Here is an 18785-nt window from a genome sequence, read left to right on the forward strand (position 1 = left end):
ATTTCCTCCTCTGTAGGATCAGGCGCCGGTCGGGATCTCCTCCACCCCGTCTTCCAGCGTCAGTTGCAAGGCATCGTTGAACCGGTTGAAGGCACTACACAGCGCGACGCGCCAGGTCAGCTCAGCGATCTGGGCATCGCTGAACCAGCGGCGAAGGCCGGTGACTTCTTCATCTTTCATGCGGCTGGCGCGATTGGTGACAGCTTCGGCATAGCGCACCACGGCCCGGTCGCAGTCATCCAGCTCCGGGTGGTCAACGGCCTGCGGCAGCCGGGCAATCCCCTCAGCGCTCAGCCCTTCCACTGCCAGCATTGGCGCGTGGTGCGAGACGCAATAGGTGCAATCATTCAGCTTGGAGACGGTAACCAGCGCTAGTTCCAGCGACCGACGCGGCAGAACCGCCTCGTCCCGCAATTCCAGCAGCATCGCGAACATATGCTTCAGGACCGGCGGCCGGTGCGCCAGCGCGCCGCCCAGGTTGCCGAACGGGCCATAGCGGGTCATCTCCTTCAAGACGGCACGGGCCTCTTCCGGCAGGTCATCAGCAGCGACAATGGGAATTCTGCTCATGACTTGTCTCCCTTTCCGGCCTGCAGGCGGTATTCGCGGCAAAACCCCTGCGGGCGGTAAATCAAGAGGAGGATGAGGCCCGCACCAATGAGAATCAGGCGAAGGGAAGCCGCCTGACCCGCATCCAGGAAGGGCATCAGGTCTTTCAGAAAGCGGGTGCCTTCCAGTAGCACCATGACAGAGGCCGCACCCAAGAGCAGCCCGGTGTTGGAGCCGCGCCCGCCGGCAATCACCGCCATGAAAGCATAAGCGGTAACAAAGGCGCCGAACTGCGTGGGGTCGATATAGCTAAAGTAGAAACAGTGCAGGCTGCCGGCCGCGCCGATGATCACCCCGCCTGCGGCAAAGGCCCGGATGCGGAAGCTGAGCGTGGTCTTGCCAAGGGTGGCAGTGACCAGGTCATCCTCGCGCAGGGCCCGCAGGACGCGGCCGAAGGGAGAGACCGTCAGCATCTGGGCAAAGGCAAAGCAGGCTGCCAGCACCACCAGGGAGATGGCCAGGAAAAGCAGCTCATATTGCAGGCCGGTGGCCAAACCGGACAGCGGGCGCGGGATGCCGGGCAGGCCGTTGGCACCGCCTGTCAGCCAGGTCTCGTTCAGCAGGAACAGCCGGACCGCCTCGGCAAAGGCAAGCGTGGCAATTGCCAGGTAATCCTCGCGCAATCGGGCGGAGACCAGAGCGACCAGGATGCTGAGCGCCACCGTAACCAGCACAGCCAGCGCCGCAGCGATCAAGGCGGGCACCCCGGCCAGGGCGCTGAGGCCCGAGACATAGGCCGCCACGGCAAAGAAGCCGAAGATGCCGAAGTTGACCATCCCCGCCTGGCCCCATTGCAGGTTCAGCGCCAGGCCGATCAGGGCAGATATGATGACGAAGATAAGGATTGCGGTCAGGTAGCCGATCATCTGCTGATCCTCGCTTTGCCAAGAAGTCCGTGCGGGCGCAGCAAGAGCACCAGCGCAATGATGAGGAAGGACACCGCCTGCCGGTAGGTGGTGGGCAGCACCAGGGTGGCCAGTTCCTCGGCCACGCCGATCAACAGCGCGCCGATGACCGCACCCAGCGGATTGCCGATGCCGCCGAGGATGACGGCAGCAAAGACCGGCAGCACATAATTCCAGCCCATCAGCGGGTCGACGATGCCGTCCATGCCGATCAGCACCCCGGCAAAAGCCGCAAGCACCCCGGCAATGGCCCAGACCATGGCGATCACGTAGTTGCGGCTGATGCCGCGCACGTCGGCCAGATCCGGATTGTCGGCCACTGCCCGCATGGCGCGGCCCAAGGGCGTGCGCATCAGGATGAACCAGACCGCGACCATGGCCAGAAGCGCCACAACCACGATGGTGATCTGCTCGTTGTTGACCCGCAGCCCCATCCAGCGGTGCGGCCGGGCGACGGCGATGTCAAAGCCGCGGATGTCGGAACCCCAAAGGAAGCGCACCAGGTTTTCCAGCACGAAATAGACCCCCATCGAGGCGACCAGCAGCGTCACATGGTCCGCGTTGCGCAGTGGCTTATAGACCAGCCGGTCGGTTGCCAGTGCCACTGCTGCCAGTCCTCCTGCGCCCAGCACTGCGGCCGGCAGGATCGGCACGCCAATATCCACATTGAAAAACAACGCAATATACGCGCCCGCGGTGATCATCGAGCCGATGGCGAAATTGGGGAAGTTCAGCACCCCATAGGTCAGCGAAAGGGCAATCGCCGGAAGGGCCACCAGCAGCCCCGAGACAACGCCGTTCAACAGGATCTGGAGCATCAGGCGCTCTCCTTTGCGCCGGCATCCGCAGTACCCATGTAGAGCGCGTGAATGTCGGGATGGTTCATGAAGTCCGCAGCGGGCATCTGCGCTCGCACCGTGCCCGCAACCAGCACGATGGCAGTCTCCGAGATCACCATGGCTTCCTTGACGTTCTGCTCGATCATCAGGATCGACACGCCGGCTTGGTTCACGCCCTTCACCGCCTCGAACATTTCGGCGACGTATTTCGGCGACAGTCCCGCGCTCGGCTCATCCAGCAGCAAGAGGTTCGGGTTCGGCATCAAGGCGCAGCCGAAGGCGAGCATCTGCCGCTGCCCGCCCGACAGGTTGCCCGCCAGATCCGCCTCGCGGTGGGCAAGGTCCGGAAAGATGGCAAAAACCCGGTCGCGCGCCTCGCGCAGGCCTTTGGAGCCGCCGGAGATGAACTCATAGGCCAGCGTCATGTTCTCGCCGATCGACATGTTGCGGAACACATTGTGCTCCTGCGGGACATAGCCCAGGCCAGCGCGCGCCTTGGAAGGCGCGTTCAGCCGGGTCACATCCTTGCCCGCCAGGGTGATTGTGCCTTCGCGTGGTGTCAGCAGGCCGACCAGCGACTTGACCAGCGTGGATTTGCCCGCGCCATTGGGGCCGACGATGGTTGAGACGGCACCTTCGGAGACGGAGAACCCCGCGCCCTTGATGATATCGCCGCCGCCGTCGCCGGCCCGCAGGTTTTCAACTGCCAGGAGGGTACTGCCCATCACACCATGCTCCCCAGATATGCTTCCAGAACACAGGGATCGGTGGTGACTTCTTCGAACGTGCCGCGCATCATCTCGCGGCCCTCGGTCATCACATAGACGCTGTCGCACAGCGTCTCGATCATCTCCATGTCATGTTCGACAATGGCAAAGGTGACGCCTTCCTCTTTCAGGCTGAGAATAAAGTCGCACAGCACCCCCTCCATTGTCGGCGCCACGCCTGCCGCTGGTTCGTCCAGCAGGATCACCTTGGGCGACAGCATCATTGCCCGCAGCACTTCCAGCAGCTTCTTCTGCCCGCCCGACAGGCTGCTGGCCGATTGGTCCGCCAGCCGCCACAGGTCCACCCGCTGCAGCAATGTGCGGGCCTGTTCGATTGCGGCTTCCTCCTCTGCCCGGATGCGGGCGCGGGAAAACAGCGCTGCTGCCAGGCCCTCGCCATACTGGCCGGGCCGGGCCAGAAGCAGGTTCTCCAGAATGGTCAGCGCGCCCAGATCGCGGGAGATCTGGAAGGTCCGCACCAGACCCTTCTCTGCCAGCCGGTGCGACGGCAGGCCAGTTATGTCGCTGCCATCTAGGGTGACGCTGCCACCATCAGGCCGGATTGCGCCGCCCACCGTGTTGAACAGTGTGGTTTTGCCCGCGCCATTAGGGCCGACAATGCCGGTCACCTCGCCGCGGGGTATGTCGATTTGCCCGACATTCAGGGCGCGGAAGGCCCCAAAGGTCTTTGTCAGACCTGAAATCCTCAGCACGTCTCCTCCTCCGTGTTCCAGATTTTCCGTGCCAGCCCATTGGTCGCGTAGGGCAGCCAATAGTCCGATAACTGTTTGGGGGTGTGCCGTATCCGATGCGTCAGCAGCGTCTGGGCGCTACGGGCCAGATCGGCCGCATGGGCCGGGTCGCCCGCCAGGTTGCGTTCGCATCGCGGGTCAGCTGCTAAATCATACAGCAGCGCAGGCTGCGCTGGGAAATGGATGTAAAGCCACGCCTGCGACATCAGCGCAGTGAAGCAACAGTCATCCGGGCTTTCTGGCAGATAGGAAGCCATCTCCGGAATCAGCTGCAGCTCGCGGTAGTCGGTTTCCCACACCGTATAGTCTCGCCAAGCCTCAGGTGCGCTGCCTTGCAGGAAGCTGGCCAGTGAGCGGCCGTCACACTCCGGCACCGGCTGCCCCAACACCTCGGCAATGGTGGGCAAAATGTCGGTGGTTTCGGTGAAGGCATCGACGCTGTTGCCATGCTGCGCCGGAAAACGCGGGTCGCGGATCATCAGCGGGATGTGGAACAAACCGGGAAACGGCCCGCGCCGCCCATAGATCCAGTTGCCGCCCAGCTGATCAGCGTGATCCGAGGTGAAGATCACCAGTGTCTGATCCCATTCACCCGCCGCCTTCAGCTCCGCCACCAGCGCGCCGAACCGGGCATCTACCTCTGCCATATTGCCATAATATGCCGCGCGCATATTGCGCTCGTCCGCTTCTGTCACAGCGCCGGGCTCAAGATCTGCCCGGAAATAGCGTTTGGCGCCATGGGCCTTGAGCGAGACTGCAAGGAAGGGGTGGGATCCGGCTACTTCCGCGGGCGGAATGCTGCGCTCAGGCAGTGCCAAGGCTTCCGGATCAAACATCTTGTTAAAAGGTTCCGGCGCCACCATGGGCGGATGCGGGCGCAGGCAGTTCAGGCTTACGAACCAAGGTTTGCCTGCGCGGGACCGGATGTAATCCGCCGCTGCGCCGAACAGGAAAACGGTGTCGCTCAGCTCGGCAGGGTACTGGCAGGGAGCCAGCGGCTGGCTGCGGTCGTAGCCGCCTGCAGGCAAGAAAATGCTCTCGGGATCACCGCTTTCTGCGATTTGTACACCATGCTCTGCCAGCCAGGCCCGCCAGGCAGCAAAGCTGTCATGATAGAAAAAGCCTGCCTTGGTGTCGAACCCCGGACAGACCCATGGCTGCAGCTGTGCAGCGTTGTACGGATCATTCGGCGTGTCGGTATAACCGAAGATCGCAGGCTCCCGCCCCGATCCGGCCACAAGATGCGCTAGGTTGGGCATCCCTGCCGGCAATGGAGTTTCATTGCTGACCTGCCGGTGATTCATCAGGTAGCGCCCGGTCAGGAGTGAGGCACGGGACGGGCCACAGGGCGCAGCCTGCGCATAGTGCCGGCGGAACGACACTGCTTCGGCCGCAAAGGCATCCAGATGCGGTGTTTGCACATCCGGATGCCCCCAGCAGGCAATAGCATCCCCGCGCCACTGGTCAGCTATGACCAGCAGCACATTCCTAAGCGTCTTCATGTTGGTTCCTGTTAGTCCGTCTCTCCCGCCATCGCTTGGATGGCGTGTTTGAAGGCATTTTTAAGCGAAGCCATCATTTCGGCCTCAAATTGCGGGCTGTGATAGACCAGCGATTGCACCTTGAGCCCGCGCAGGGAGCAAAGCACCAGATTGATACTGTCGCGGATCGCCGCCTCGTCCCACCCTTGCGCCGCAAAGGTTCCGTGCAGGATTTCATAGTAGCTGTTGAACAACTCCCGCAGTCCTTCAGCGACCGGCTCTGCCAGCTCCGGATCTGAACGCGCGGCCAGGGTCAACTCCAACGAAGGCAGCACCACATCGTCGGCAAACATGTTTTCCCAGGCCCCATCGACAAAGGCATCGACATCAAAGGCGCCGTCTTTCAGACCGCCAACCAGCCCGCGGAGCCGCTCCGGCACTTCCCGCCACAGATCAATGGCCGCATCCAGAAGCAAGGCGTTGCGGGTCGGATAATGGTGCAGCATAGCACCGCGCGACACGCCGGCCTGACGGCAGATTTCAGGTGTTCCCGCGTTGCGGAACCCTTTTTCCATCAGCGTGAGCAAAGTCGCCCGTCGCAGTCTGGCCCGCATGTCTTCGCTTTTTTGCTGCTGGGTGCGTTTTGTCACCTGGTCCATCCGATTCTTTCCCTGCCGGGCCTGAAACTACCCTAAGAGCGCGCTTGATGCCGCGTCAATAAAAAACAGTCATGACTGTTTTTATTTACTGATAAGACGCCGCGCCATGCGCCAAATCGTCCGCGGCGGCCCCAATAGGACAGGGGCCGCAAACAAACTGCCGAGGACGCTGACGGTGCAGGGTGTCTAAGCGTGCGTAAAAGAGGCCGGACCCCAAAAGGCCCAGCCCTTCCAAGAAACCAAATCTAAGCTCCCGGCGGCCCCATTCCCGGCGCTGCTGCCGGAAACGGTTTCCTATCTAGCACCGGTCCGGCTGGATCAGCCTTCCCTGCCCAGCTCCTTCACCGCTGCCAGCATCTTGGCGATCTCGCCTTCGGTGTTGTAATGGCAAAAGGAAATCCGAATGCAGTCCGGCAGCCCCAGCGGGTCCAGCACGTTGCCCGAGTAGTGATCCGCCTTGCGGGTATGGGTGCGGATGCCCTGGGCGTTGAGGATCTCCACCACTTCTTCCGAGGCGATGCCGTCCACCACAATAGACACCAGCCCTTCGCGCGCCGGGTTGTCTGCACCCGCCAGAATGGTGACATGCGCCATGTCGCGCAGTCCCGGCAGGTTGCCAGTGCCGTTGATCGCGGCATTGGTCAGGTGGGTTTCATAGGCCTGGATGGCACGGCCGGCAGCCTCAATCCTGCCGCGGCGGGTAGGTTCGGAAGATACCTCGCCGCCCAGCCATTCGAAATAGTCCACCACGTCCGTCCAAGTGGCGTAAGAGCCCGTGTCGCGGGTGCCGAACTCCCAGCCGGTGGCGGGGGCGCCGATCAGCATGTCATGCGGCAGCGCCGTCATCCGGTCCGAAATCCAAGCAATGCCGTAGCCATGGCGCGAGAAAACCTTGTAGGGCGAGACCGCGTAGCCATCGACATCATATGCAGCCAGGTCCAGCTGCCCATGGGCGGCGTGCTGGATCCCGTCAACGATGATCAGGCAGTCCGGCGCAACTGCGCGGATCACCTTGGAAATCGCCGCCACATCCATGCCCATGCCGGTGACCGGCGAAGCATGCAGGATGGTTGCTACCGCCACATCCGGGGTCATCAGCGCCGCGTAATCCTCCGCCCTGACCAGGCCGGTCTCCTTGTTGTGGGCAACGTTCACATATTCCAGCCCGGCAATCCCTGCCCAGCGGCGGGCGGCGCTGCGGGTGGCCGGGTGCTCGATCGAGGAGCCGATCACCTTGGCCCCCTTGGGCGCGTTCACACAGGCCGTGCGGATCATCCGGAACAACAGCTCGGTGCCGCTTTCACCGGCAAAGAACTGGCCGGACGGGGCGTTCATGAACACGGCCATGTCTTCCTTGGCCTTGTTGATCTTGCCTTGGGTGCCCTGGCCTGCCGGGTTGATGCGGCCCGGGTTGTCGGGGATCGCGGCATAAAACGCCGAGGTCTCGACCACCGATTTCAGCGTCAGCGCGCCGCCGGCGTTCTCGAAAAAGATGCGTTCGCCCTGGAACGGGCAGCTGTCCACATGGGCAAAGCGGTCGCGGATGGCGCCGATGAGGGCGGGGTTGTTCTGGATCATATCCTGTAAGTCCTGTCAGAAGTCAGAGCGCGCGGCTCACGATAGTACGGCACAGCTCGGCCACCGCAAGGTGGCTTTGCCGGGGGAAGCCGTCGACGCTGTCATCGACGATCCCGTGGGTGGAGTTGATGAGGCCATTGGCCACCATGGTGTCCAGCAGCAAGGCCTCGCGTTCGGGGGTGTGCAGCAGCTTGGCGTCGCCCGCACGCGCCGCCATGGCCGTGGCAATGGCGGTGCAGCCCCAGTTCGAGCAGGCCGCAGTAACCAGCACGTCGCAGGAGGTGACCGCCCCGATGCCGCCGCCGCAGCCGCATTGGCAGGTATCGCCGTAAGGCACATGCGCCTTTACATGGTCCGCCACCTTGCCCATGCCGATCTCATTGCCGCCATCGCCGACCGCGACCACGGGGATGCCGCGGGCCAAAGCCTCGTCGAACAGAAAGTCGATCCGGGCCCGGCCCATGCCGTAATCAATGCCCTTCATCGAATGGTAGACGCCGTATTCATTGCGCCCGACCCGCTCGGTCGAGAACAAGAGGTCCGGCTGCAGCTCGTCCAGCATCTGCACGGCCTGCGCCTGGCCGGCTTCGTCTTCGGTGGCATAAGGCAGCATCACGATGGTGGCGAGGCTCTTGTCGGCGCGCGCGATGGCGGCCTGCTCCAGCGAGACCGGAAACAGCCCCGCCGCCTGGCAGGTATTGCGGATCGCGGGCAGCAGGGTTTCCTCGCACAGCATCACGCAGGTCGCATTGCGCGCCAGCACCAGCGCCCGGGCAATTGCCGCCGCGCCGGAGGGGCCGTCGTTCTCCCCCAAATCCGGGGTGATCCAGGCGCGCGAGACCGAGCCGGTGGTCAGCACCACTGTGCCGCCTTCGGGCACCGCCATCAGCGCGTCCGCCGCGGCACCGATCAGGGAACCGCCCTGCAGTGCGCGGGCCGCTTCAAACAGGTGCTCGACACCGCGTTCGCCCATGTCGATATTCACCAGCTGGTCCAGCCGGTTGTCGAGCCGGGTGATCAGGTCTTGGTTTTCCATTCACGTCTTTCCATCTTGATCGGCTCCTAGGGTTGCGCCGTCCCGCGGGGTGGCGGGACGGCGCAGCCCGGCCTGCAGCCGGGCGTTGGCTCTCTTCAAAACCTGCACTTACCCCTCCCCGAACAGCAGGTTTGCAAACCAATCCGCATCGTCCAGATGCGCTGCGGTTTCCTTCAGTGCCGAAACCAGGCACTCTGCCACCACCGCAGCCCCACCTGCCCGCGCCACCGCGCCGGACGTCGGCTTCAGCCGGATCGAGACCCGGCCGCCGGGCTGACCATGGGTATTGACGGTGACAATGCCCTTTTCACGCAGCATCAGCATACCCGCGGCGGCGGTGACCTCGGCAGGCACCCAAGCGGCAGAGGACTTGCCCGCCATCTCCAGCACGATCTCCATTGCATCTTCTTCGCCGATCTTCGGCCCCAGCGCCGAGCGGCTGACCCGCTCTGTGCCAAGTGCCGCCTCCAGCGCCGCCGCCAGATCCTGACCGTCCTGCGCCTCCTGGATCAGCAGATCGGGGGTGAAGCCTTGCAGACTGCGCATAGCTCCTACGGCCACTGGCGCGCGCGCCTCCATGCCCAGCTCGCTGGCCTTGGCCTGCACCGGCACCAACACGGCGGGATCGCCGCAAAGGACACCGGCGCGCGGCCCCGACAGCCCCGCCTTGTCGGCATTAGTAATGACCAGATCGGCGCCGAACGTGAGCGAGGCGTCGCCGCCATGCAGGACAGGCCGGAACCGGGCGCCATAGGCGTCATCCATGAACACCACGCAGCCCGCCGCCTTGCCCGCAGCGGCGGCGGCGCGGATCAGATCATCCGGCAGCATCGCCAGTTCCGAGGTGACCGGCGTGATCACCATCAGCGCAGGCGCATCTTCGGCCAGGGCTTGTTCGGTACCGGCAAGATCGTGCACTTCGTTCACTGCCACATTGGCGAGCTTGGCGCCGCGCAGGACCGAGGCATGGCTGCGATCTCCTGCAGCCACCAGCGACAGCACCGGCTTGCCGCCGGCATGGGCCAGCACCGTGGCCACGATGCCGGCGCTGGTGCGGTTGACCACGGCTGCGGCCTCATCCCCTTTGCCGCCCAGATGGGCAATGGCCGCCTGGCGCAGCTCCTCGCCGTAAAGGCCGGGGCCGACCCATTCCTCGCAGAGCTCCGGCAGGTCTGCGGACGTGACAGGGTAGAAGCGCAGGTTGCCGGTGCAGATGGCGATTTTCCCGATGCCTTCCCGCGCAACAAAGTCTGCCGCGACGCGGCCTGCCTGAGCCAGCCGCCGGACTTCATCTGCGGATCCCGCCAAGAGCGAGCCCCGGGCATAGCCCACGCCCGGGTCAATGGCATTGCCGAAACGGTCGGTGCTCATGCATCCGCCTCGATATTGATGGTGACGCATTTGCGGTAGGTATAGGCCTCCAGCGCGCCCTCGATCGAGTATTCGCTGCCCATGCCCGACTGTTTGGTGCCGCCATAGGACATGCCCGGGATCTGGCCGCCGCCCTGGTTCACCTGGATCCAGCCCGCATCGATGGCACGCGTGAGGCGGGTGATCCGGCTGACATCATGGGTAAAGAGGAAGGCCGCCAGCCCGTAATGGGTGTCGTTGGCCATCGCGATGACCTCTGCCTCGGTCTCAAACGGGATCGCCACCATGACCGGGCCGAACACCTCTTCGCGGGCGATCCGCCAGCTGTTGTCGACACCGGTGATAATGGTCGGGTTCGGGCAGAAGCCTGCCGGATCCTCCGCCGGGGTTTCGCCGATCAGGAACTCGGCTCCCTGCGCCTCGGCCTCCGCCACAAAGCCGCGGATCTCGCCATAGCGCTCTGCGTTCACAACCGCGCCCATGTCGACATCCGGGTCCAGCGCATCGCCCACTTTCAGCGCCGCGGATTTCTCCGCAACCTTGGGCATCAGCACGTCCCAGATGTCCTTATGCACAAACAGCCGCGAGCCTGCGGTGCAGCTCTGGCCCTGGCGGGCAAAGCGCATGGCATTGGCGACCTGCTGCGCGCAGCTGTCCAGCCGGCCATTGGCAATGGCATCGGGGAAGACAATCGTCGGGGATTTGCCGCCCAGTTCCAGCGTCAGTTTGGCGATGCGGTCGGCAGTGGCCTTGCCAATCAGCTTGCCCACTTCCGACGAGCCGGTGAAGGACACCTTGTCGATGCCAGGATGGCTGGCCAGCGCAGCTCCTGCTTCCTCGCCCAGGCCCGTCACCACGTTGAACACCCCCGGCGGGAACAGCCCGTCGGCCAGCTCGGCCAGCTTCAGGATCGCCAGCGGCGCGTCTTCCGCGGGTTTCAGTACCAGGCAGTTGCCGGTGGCCAGCGCCATCGAGATCTTCACCGCGCCCAGCTGCAAGGGCGAGTTCCAGGGGATGATCGAGCCCACCACTCCATGCGGCTCGCGGGTCGAGTAGCTGAGCAAGCCCGGCCCCAGCGGCAGCGTTTCGCCCTTCTGCTCCACCGCCACGCCGCCGTAGTACTTCAGCACGCCCGCCGCACCCATCGCCTCGCCGCGCGACTGGGTCTTGATGGCATTGCCGCTCTCGGCCGCCAGCACCCGGGCCACCTCCTCGGCGTTCTCCTCCAGCCGGCGCCCGAGTTCCGCGAGCAGCTTGCCGCGCTCGGCGGCCGCCAGGGAGCGCCAGGCCGGCAGAGCGGCACGGGCGGCCCGGACGGCCAAATCAACCTCGCGTGCCGTGCCGCGTCCTACCTCGCAGATAGCCGCGCGGCGGGAAGGGTTCTCGACCGCCAGCGTTTCACCGCTTTCAGGCCAGTGCCAGGCGCCGTTGATATAGCACCCGGCCAGCCCCGCTTGGGGCAGCTTTGGTTCCAGCAGTTCCGCCATTTTCGCCTTCCTTACATCTTTGCCTTGACCACGGCCCAGGCGTCATCCAGCGCGCCCTTGAACCGCTCGGTGGCAATCTCAATCTCGTCCTCGTTGATGATCAGCGGCGGCATGAAGCTCATCCGGTCGCCGATCGCCCGCAGGTACAGCCCGCGGTCATGGGCAAAGTTCTGCACCAGCTCGCCCACTTTCCAGGACGGATCAAACGGCTCGCGCGCCCCTCCATCCTTCATCAGTTCAAAGCCGCAGAACAGCCCGACGCCGCGCACCTCCGCGACCAGCGGATGGTCCGCCATTGCGTGGCAACGGCTCAAGAACCGGTCGCTCACCTTACGCACATGACCGACCAAATCAATTTCGTCATAGATGTCCAGCGCCTCCAGCGACACCGCCGCCCCCACCGGGTGGCCCGCATAGGTATAGCCATGACCGAAGACGCCGACCTCGTCTGAGTTCTTCATCATGTCCGCATACATATCGTCCTTGAACATCAGCGCCGAGACCGGGAAGAAGGCCGCCGACAGCGCCTTGGCGCAAGTGACCATATCGGGCTTCATGCCCCAGGTCTCCGAGCCCCACATATTGCCGGTGCGCCCGAAGCCGCAGACCACCTCATCGGCCAGCAGCTTGATATCGTATTTGCGCAGCACCGCCTGCATCTGGTCCCAGTAGCCCTCCGGCGGCATCAGCGCGCCGCCGCCCGAGATTGCAGGCTCGGCAAAGAAGGCGGCAATGGTTTCCGGGCCTTCCGACAGGATCAGCTCCTCGAACTTGGCGGCCATCCGGGCCGAGAACTCCTGCTCGCTCTCGCCGTCGATGTGGAAGCGGTAGTAGTTCGGCAGTTCGGTGTGCTTGAACTCCGGCAGCGGCAGGCCGAACTTGGCGTGCATATGCGGCTGGCCCGACAGCGACACTGTGGCCACCGTATTGCCGTGGTAGCCGCGCACCCGGCCGATCACCTTGCGGCGCTCCGGCTCGCCTTTGGCGGTGTTGGTGTACCACAACAGCTTGATCGCGGTGTCATTGGCCTCAGATCCTGAGCATTGGAACATCGCCCGGGTCATGCCGTTCGGCGCCATCGCGGTCAGCCGCTCGCCCAGTTCTGCCACTTTCAGATGCGACCGGTTGTAAAAGGTCGGCGCAAACGGCAGCGTGTTCATCTGGCGCACCGCGGCATTGGCCAGGCGCTCGTTGTGATAGCCTAGCGACACGCAGCCCAGGCCCGAGAACCCATCGATGATCTCGCGCCCCTCGCTGTCATAGATGTACACGCCCTTGCCGTGGGTGATCATCGTCGGCCCGTTCTCCGCATGCTGGCGCAGGTTCGACTGCGGGTGCACGTGGTGGGCTTTGTCCTGCTCGATCGAGCGTTTGGCGTCGGCGTTCATGTCTGGCTCCAAAGCAAATCCTTGCGGCGATTTCAGCGCCATCTTGACTGAGTATCAATCTCGAAGTTTTCTCATTTTAGTGAATCAATTTCAGGCAAAATCCCATGAAACCGCTCCTCGACCTGCGCCACCTGCAGCTGATCCAGGCAATCAACCAAACCGGCCGGATCACCGATGCCGCCAAGATCCTGGGAGTGACACCTTCGGCGCTGTCGCACCGGTTGCGCGAGGCGGAACGGCGGTTGGATGTGCCGCTCTACACCCGCCTGCACAAGAAGCTGCGCAAGACGCCTGCGGCCGACTACATGGCGGTTGTGGCCGAGCGCATCCTGTCGGATCTCAGCCGCGCCGAGGAGGACGTGCGGCGGATGAATGCCGGGGTGCAGCACGTGGTGCGGCTCTCGGTCGAGGCCTACAGCAACTACCGCTGGCTGCCCGCTTTCATCAAGTTCCTGAAATCCCGCGCCGACGGCATCGACCTGCAGATCATGGCCGGCGCCCGCAGCGATCCCCTGTCCGGCGTGCTGAACCGCCATATCGACATCGCGGTGATTTCGGGTGCCGTCAGCCAGGCCGGCCTCACCAGCCTGCCGCTGTTCGAGGACCCGCTGCTCTACATCACCGCCCCCGGCCACCGGCTGGCGGGGCGGGACCATGTGGAGGGCAGCGACATCGTCGGCGAGCCCTTCATCACCTACACCAAAGTACCCGAACCCGACCGCGAGTTCGCCCGCCTGTTCCGCCCGACCGAGACCTACCCGAAATGGGCCGCCACGGTCGAGCTGCCCGAGGCGATCATTGAGCTGGTCGCCTCAGATCTCGGCACCAGCGTGCTGTCCAGCTGGGCGCTGCAGGCGGCTTTGAACGAAGGCCGCATCGTCGGCGCCCGGGTCACCGCCGAGGGCATCAACGTACCCTGGCGCGCCGCGCTGCGCAGCGAGGACATGGAAGACGGCGACCCGATCCGCCAGGTCGCGGAGCTGCTGTCGGAATGGTGCGCCCTGCCGGACGCAGGCTTCCACGTGACCTAAGGTCCGATGGGCAGGCACATCCCTGGAAACGCCGTTTCAGCCTTACCCCTGCATCCGCTTGTTGCCGGGATCGTAAAACGGCCGCAGGCTGGCCGCGGCGGCCACGGGTTTTCCCGACACCAGGATCAGATAGTCCCCGCCTTCCAGCGACTTCAGCGCCGCGCCGCCGGGCCTTGCCACGTATCCCAGCCCCACGGCCCCGCCAACCGTCCAGCCATAGCTGGCCGAGGTCAGCCGCCCCACTACCTCGCCGTTCCGCAGAATGGGTTCCTTGCCAAAGACCAGCGCCTCCGGATCCTCCAGCCGGAAGCACAGCAGGCGGTTGGCAGCACCTTGCGCACGCTTGGCCTCGATCGCCGCCTTGCCGGTGAACCCGGTGGTGAAATCGCAAGCAAAACCCAGGCCGCTTTCCACCGGGCCGTCGAAAGGCCCGATGTCGTACCCCCAATGGCGGAAGCCCTTCTCGATCCGGCAGCTGTCCACCGCCATGCCGCCGCAGAGCCGCGGCGCACCCTCGGCGGCCATCACCGCCTCGAACACTGCCTGCGCAAACTCCGCCGGCACATGCAGCTCCCAACCCAGCTCGCCCACATAGGTGATCCGCTGCGCCCTGACCGGGCAATGGCCGATGTGCAGGTCCTGGAAGCTGCCAAAGGGAAAGGCCCCGTCCGACAGATCCGCGCCGCTCAGCCCTTGCAGGAAGTCCCGCGCGCGCGGGCCCATCACCGCCAGCGTTGCCTCGGAGGAGGTCACGTTGACCACGCTGACACCGGTCCCCTCCAGCTGCGTCTTCAGCCAGCTTCCGGTCTGCGGCTCCGCCCCGGCCGACGCCATCACCAGGTACCGGCTTGCGGACAGCTGGGCGACGGTCACATCCGCCTCGATCCCGCCCTGCGCGTTGAACATATGGGTATAGACCAGCGCCCCCGGCGCCACCGCCATATTGGCCCCGCACAGGCGCTGCATCTGCGCCTCGGCCCCCTGCCCGTCCACGATGAAGCGGCCAAAGGTCAGGTCGATCATGCCGAGGTCGTTGCGCAGGGCCTCATGTTCGGCTTTCCAGTCGTCAAACCAAGGCTCCCGCCCGAAACCATCGGTCATTCCGCGCCCGTAATACAGCGGCCGCTCCCAGCCATTGGCGCTGGCGAACTGGGCTCCGGCGGCCTTGAGGTGACCATAGTAGGGCGTGCGCCGCAGCCCGCGGGCTTCGGTCTTGTGCAGATAGGGCCAGTGCATCGCATAGGCGTGGCTCAGCGTTTCCGCCGCCTTGGCAGCCGTATAGCTGCGGGCGTTCAGACCCGGCACAATCCGGCGGCTGTCCACATCCGTCAGATCCATGGTCATATGTCCGGCCATGATCCATTCCGCAAGCGCCCTGCCCGCACCGGGGCCGTTCTGGATGCCGGTGGAGTTGAAACCGGCGGCCACCCACAGCCCCTTCACCTCCGTGACCGGTCCAAGGTAGTGCTTGGCGTCCGGGGTAAAACACTCCGGCCCGTTGAAGAATTTGCGGATGCCCGACTCCGCCAGCGCCGGGACCCGTGCCATTGCTGCTTCGAGCACCGGATAGAGGTGCTCTTCGTCGCAGGGCAGCTCGTCGAACTCGAAAGCCTCCGGCAGGCCGCCTTCGGGCAGCCAGGGGGCGGCGTTCGGTTCCGAGCAGCCGATCAGCAGCTTGCCTGCGTCTTCCTTGTAATAGGCGTATTCATCCATCACCCGCAGCACCGGCAGATCGCCGGTGACGCCTTCGATGGGGTCGGTCACCACATAGTAATGGTTGGTGTAATGCAGCGGCACCTGCACGCCGTGGCTCAGCCCGAACTCGCGTGCCCACATGCCGGTGGCATTGACCACATGCTCGGCCCGCACCAGCCCTTGCGCAGTTTCCACGCCTACGGCACGGCCGCCTTCGATCACCACATGTTCGACCTTGGTGTCCTCGAAAATCTGCGCGCCGTTCATCCGGGCGCCCTTGGCCAGCGCCATGGTGGTGTCGATCGGGTTGGTATAGCCGTCGCCGGGGAACCAGAAGGCGCCTTTGGCGTCGTGGGCAGACAAGAGCGGCCAACGCTCCAGCGCTTCGCCCGTGCTGATTTCTTCCGCGCGGATGCCGCAGCCGCGGGCATAATCCACCTTGCGCCGCAGCTCCTCCATCCGCGCATCCGTCAGCGCCAGCGTCATCGACCCGTTGCGCTTGAAGCCGGTGTTCTGGCCGGTTTCATCCTCCAGGCTCTCCATCAGGTCGAGGCCATACTTTGCCAGCGCCGTCATCACCGGCACGCCCTGGGTCTCGCTGACCAGCCCGGCCGCGTGCCAGGTGGTGCCGGAGGTCAGTTTCTTGCGCTCGAACAGCGCCACTGGCCAGCCAGCCTTGGCCAGGTGGTAGGCCGTTGCACAGCCAACAATGCCGCCGCCGACAATGGCGACCTGCACGTCCGTGGGAAGGGGCTTTGCCATCTCCTTACCCCCGCAGCCGGTCGTTTTCGGGATCGTAGAACGGCACCGTGGCAACCGTTGCCTTTACCGGCTGGCCCAGCACTTCAATGTCAAAGACCTCGCCCGGCTGCGCGGCAACCGTCAGATACCCAAGCGCAATCCGCTTGCCGATGCGGAAGCCGGTGCCGCCGGAGCTGACATAGCCCACCGGCCTGCCATCGCGGCAGATCGGGTCCGAGGACAGAGCATCCGCGCCGTGGCCCTCCAGGACAAAGGCGGTGAAGTGGTAGCCCTTCGCCTGCTCGGCCTGGGCCATAAACGCATCGCGGCCAACGAAACTGTCTTTCTTTTTGCTGACAAACCGGTCCAGCCCCGCATCAAAGGCCGTGTATTCGATGCCAAAATCCGACCCCCAGCCGTGGTATCCCTTCTCGATCCGCATCGCATTCAAGGCATAAGAGCCGAACTCCACCATGCCCTTGTCCGCGCCCTGCTCCATGATGGCGCTGTAGACTGTCACCAGATCGGCCGAGCGCATGTGCAGCTCCCAGCCCAGTTCGCCCACATAAGAGACCCGCAGCGCAACCGCCAGCACGCCGGCAATGGTGATCCCACGCACCGACATCCAAGGCGCTGCCTCTTTCGAGAGGTCATCCTGGGTCAACGGCTGCAGCACATCGCGGGACTTCGGCCCCATCACCATCAGCGCCGCGTCAAACTCCGAGCCGCGCCGCAGGGTCACGCCCTCTTCCGGCAGGAATTGCGACATCCAGTCGTGGTCGCGCTGGTCCGCCAGCGTCGGGCCGCACAAGAGGTATTTGTTCTCCTCCAGCCGGGCGATGGTGGCCTCGGACCAGAGCTTGCCCTTGGGCGTCAGCATGTAGCTGAGCTTGACCCGGCCCACCTTCGGCATCGCACCGCAGAACACATGGTTCAGGAACTCAGTCGCCTTGGGGCCTTCGACCTCGTAGCGGGTGAAGCCGCCGTGATCCATCACGCCCACATTGTCGCGCACGCCTTCGCATTCGGCCTTTACCGCATCATGCCAGGCTTCGTGATGGAAGCTGAGCTTGCCATCGTCCTTGATGGCATCGGTTTCAAACCAGAACGCCCGTTCCCAGCCCGCGACCTGGCCGAACACCGCGCCTTTGCCCTTTAGCGTCTCATAAAGCGGTGTGGTCTGCACCGGACGACCCGATTTCCACAGACGGTGCGGATAGGGGATCGCATACTGGTTTTCATAAAGCTCGCTGGAGCGTTTCACCGTGTAGTCAAACGTCGCCCATTCCTCGCCGAACCGGCGCGGGTCCCACATCGACATGTCCCATTCAGGCTCGCCTCCGGTGATCCATTCGGTCAGCGTCTTCGCCGCCGCCGCCGAATGGGTGATGCCCACCGGGAAGCAGCAGGCGTGGTAGAAGTTCGGCAAGCCGAAGGCCGGGCCGCACAAGGGCGCGCCATCCGGGCTGTAGGGGATCGGGCCGTTCACGAAACGGCTGACACCCGCCTCGCCCAAGAGCGGCACATGCGCCAGCGCCGCCTCCAGGATCTCGGCGATATCATCCACGCTGTCGGGGTAAAGCTGGTTGGCAAAGCAATCCGGCATCCCGTCCAGCCAGGCGGGGCGGCCTTCGTGCCCGTAGGAGCCCAAGAGCAGCCCGTTCCGCTCGCGGCGCAGATAGTACATGATGTCGGGATCGCGCACGAGCGGGAAGTTTTCGGGGTTTGCTTCCAGCTCCGCCAGGCTGTCGGTGACCAGATACTGATGCTCCAGCGTAACGACGGGCAGCTTTTGCCCAACCATCTCACCGACCTGGCGGCCATAGTAGCCGCCTGCGTTGATCACGATGTCGCAGCGCACATTGCCCTTGTCTGTCTCCACCTCCCACTCGCCGGATGCGCGGCGTCTGATGCCGGTGACCTTGGTGAACCGCTGGATCGCCGCGCCCTGATCCCGCGCGCCCTTGGCCAGCGCCTGGGTGAGCTGCGAGGGGTCCACATCGCCCTCATAAGGGTCATAGATGCCGCCGATGATGCTGTCGCCAGAGCTGAAATAGGGATGCATAGCGTCCATTTCAGACGGGGTCAGCATCCGCATCTCATAGCTTAGCCCCTTGGAGATCCCCACCAGGTGCCGGAAAAGATCCATCCGCTCCTCTGTGTGGGCAGGCCAGAAGGCGCCGGTGTGGCGGTAGGTGATCGGGTAATCCACCTCCCCGGCCAGATCCTTGTAAAGCCGCCAGGCGTAATTGCCCGCGCGCATGCCGCCCCAGCTATTGGCATAGGTCGGAATATTGCCCGCCGCATGCCAGGTGGAGCCCGAGGTCAGCTCGTTCTTTTCGATCAAGAGCGTGTCGGTCACGCCCGCCTTGGCCAGGTGGTAGAGGGTCGACACGCCAACAGCGCCACCGCCGATGATCACAACTTTGGCTTGGGTCTTCATGAG

At 64.3% G+C, this 18785-nt stretch carries 15 protein-coding genes; 1 reads left to right on the top strand and 14 read right to left on the bottom strand.

The genetic code is table 11. The annotated features are described in order from the left end of the window. Positions 1-18 precede the first annotated feature (18 nt). The 12 genes from ACXAEK_RS01210 to ACXAEK_RS01265 form a co-directional block, all read right to left on the bottom strand. Positions 19-570 carry a carboxymuconolactone decarboxylase family protein gene (locus tag ACXAEK_RS01210; protein WP_475039325.1) on the bottom strand — a complete coding sequence of 184 codons (552 nt, stop codon included), beginning with the start codon at positions 568-570 and terminating at the stop codon, positions 19-21. Next, on the bottom strand, positions 567-1475 hold the full coding sequence (locus ACXAEK_RS01215; RefSeq protein ID WP_475039327.1) for a branched-chain amino acid ABC transporter permease: 909 nt from the start codon (positions 1473-1475) through the stop codon (positions 567-569). The genes ACXAEK_RS01210 and ACXAEK_RS01215 overlap by 4 nt, the downstream gene beginning before the upstream one ends. Continuing rightward, positions 1472-2332 carry a branched-chain amino acid ABC transporter permease gene (locus ACXAEK_RS01220; RefSeq protein WP_475039329.1) on the bottom strand — a complete coding sequence of 287 codons (861 nt, stop codon included), beginning with the start codon at positions 2330-2332 and terminating at the stop codon, positions 1472-1474. Before ACXAEK_RS01220 ends, ACXAEK_RS01215 begins: the two co-directional genes overlap by 4 nt. Continuing rightward, positions 2332-3078, bottom strand: a complete 747-nt coding sequence (locus tag ACXAEK_RS01225; protein ID WP_475039331.1) for an ABC transporter ATP-binding protein — start codon at positions 3076-3078, stop codon at positions 2332-2334. Before ACXAEK_RS01225 ends, ACXAEK_RS01220 begins: the two co-directional genes overlap by 1 nt. Beyond that, the gene (locus ACXAEK_RS01230; RefSeq protein ID WP_475039333.1) at positions 3078-3833 is read right to left on the bottom strand and encodes an ABC transporter ATP-binding protein; all 756 of its coding nucleotides are present in this window, start codon (positions 3831-3833) and stop codon (positions 3078-3080) included. Before ACXAEK_RS01230 ends, ACXAEK_RS01225 begins: the two co-directional genes overlap by 1 nt. Further along, entirely contained in the window at positions 3827-5374 is a 1548-nt protein-coding gene (locus ACXAEK_RS01235; RefSeq protein WP_475039335.1) for a sulfatase-like hydrolase/transferase, read from the bottom strand. The genes ACXAEK_RS01230 and ACXAEK_RS01235 overlap by 7 nt, the downstream gene beginning before the upstream one ends. A gap of 11 nt (positions 5375-5385) precedes the next feature. Beyond that, the gene (locus tag ACXAEK_RS01240; RefSeq protein ID WP_475039337.1) at positions 5386-6012 is read right to left on the bottom strand and encodes a TetR/AcrR family transcriptional regulator; all 627 of its coding nucleotides are present in this window, start codon (positions 6010-6012) and stop codon (positions 5386-5388) included. Positions 6013-6330: 318 nt separating this feature from the next. Beyond that, positions 6331-7590: an aminotransferase class V-fold PLP-dependent enzyme gene (locus ACXAEK_RS01245; protein WP_475039339.1), complete on the bottom strand. Its 1260-nt coding sequence runs from the start codon at positions 7588-7590 to the stop codon at positions 6331-6333. Between the two features lie 22 nt (positions 7591-7612). Next, entirely contained in the window at positions 7613-8626 is a 1014-nt protein-coding gene (locus tag ACXAEK_RS01250; RefSeq protein ID WP_475039341.1) for a glutamate cyclase domain-containing protein, read from the bottom strand. Positions 8627-8734: 108 nt separating this feature from the next. Continuing rightward, the gene (locus ACXAEK_RS01255) at positions 8735-9997 is read right to left on the bottom strand and encodes a hypothetical protein (protein WP_475039343.1); all 1263 of its coding nucleotides are present in this window, start codon (positions 9995-9997) and stop codon (positions 8735-8737) included. After that, entirely contained in the window at positions 9994-11484 is a 1491-nt protein-coding gene (locus tag ACXAEK_RS01260; RefSeq protein ID WP_475039345.1) for an aldehyde dehydrogenase family protein, read from the bottom strand. The genes ACXAEK_RS01255 and ACXAEK_RS01260 overlap by 4 nt, the downstream gene beginning before the upstream one ends. A gap of 11 nt (positions 11485-11495) precedes the next feature. Next, positions 11496-12872: an aminotransferase gene (locus ACXAEK_RS01265; protein ID WP_475039347.1), complete on the bottom strand. Its 1377-nt coding sequence runs from the start codon at positions 12870-12872 to the stop codon at positions 11496-11498. A 104-nt stretch (positions 12873-12976) separates the two neighbouring features. Between ACXAEK_RS01265 and ACXAEK_RS01270 the strand changes: the two genes are divergently transcribed. Next, on the top strand, positions 12977-13903 hold the full coding sequence (locus ACXAEK_RS01270; RefSeq protein WP_475039349.1) for a LysR family transcriptional regulator: 927 nt from the start codon (positions 12977-12979) through the stop codon (positions 13901-13903). 42 nt (positions 13904-13945) lie between these two features. Here the strand turns inward: ACXAEK_RS01270 and ACXAEK_RS01275 are convergent, their stop codons facing one another. Beyond that, the gene (locus tag ACXAEK_RS01275) at positions 13946-16360 is read right to left on the bottom strand and encodes a GcvT family protein (protein ID WP_475039351.1); all 2415 of its coding nucleotides are present in this window, start codon (positions 16358-16360) and stop codon (positions 13946-13948) included. Between the two features lie 4 nt (positions 16361-16364). Further along, positions 16365-18782 carry a GcvT family protein gene (locus tag ACXAEK_RS01280; RefSeq protein WP_475039352.1) on the bottom strand — a complete coding sequence of 806 codons (2418 nt, stop codon included), beginning with the start codon at positions 18780-18782 and terminating at the stop codon, positions 16365-16367. Positions 18783-18785 lie beyond the last annotated feature (3 nt).

The organism is Leisingera sp. ABM4_101 (assembly GCF_056158725.1).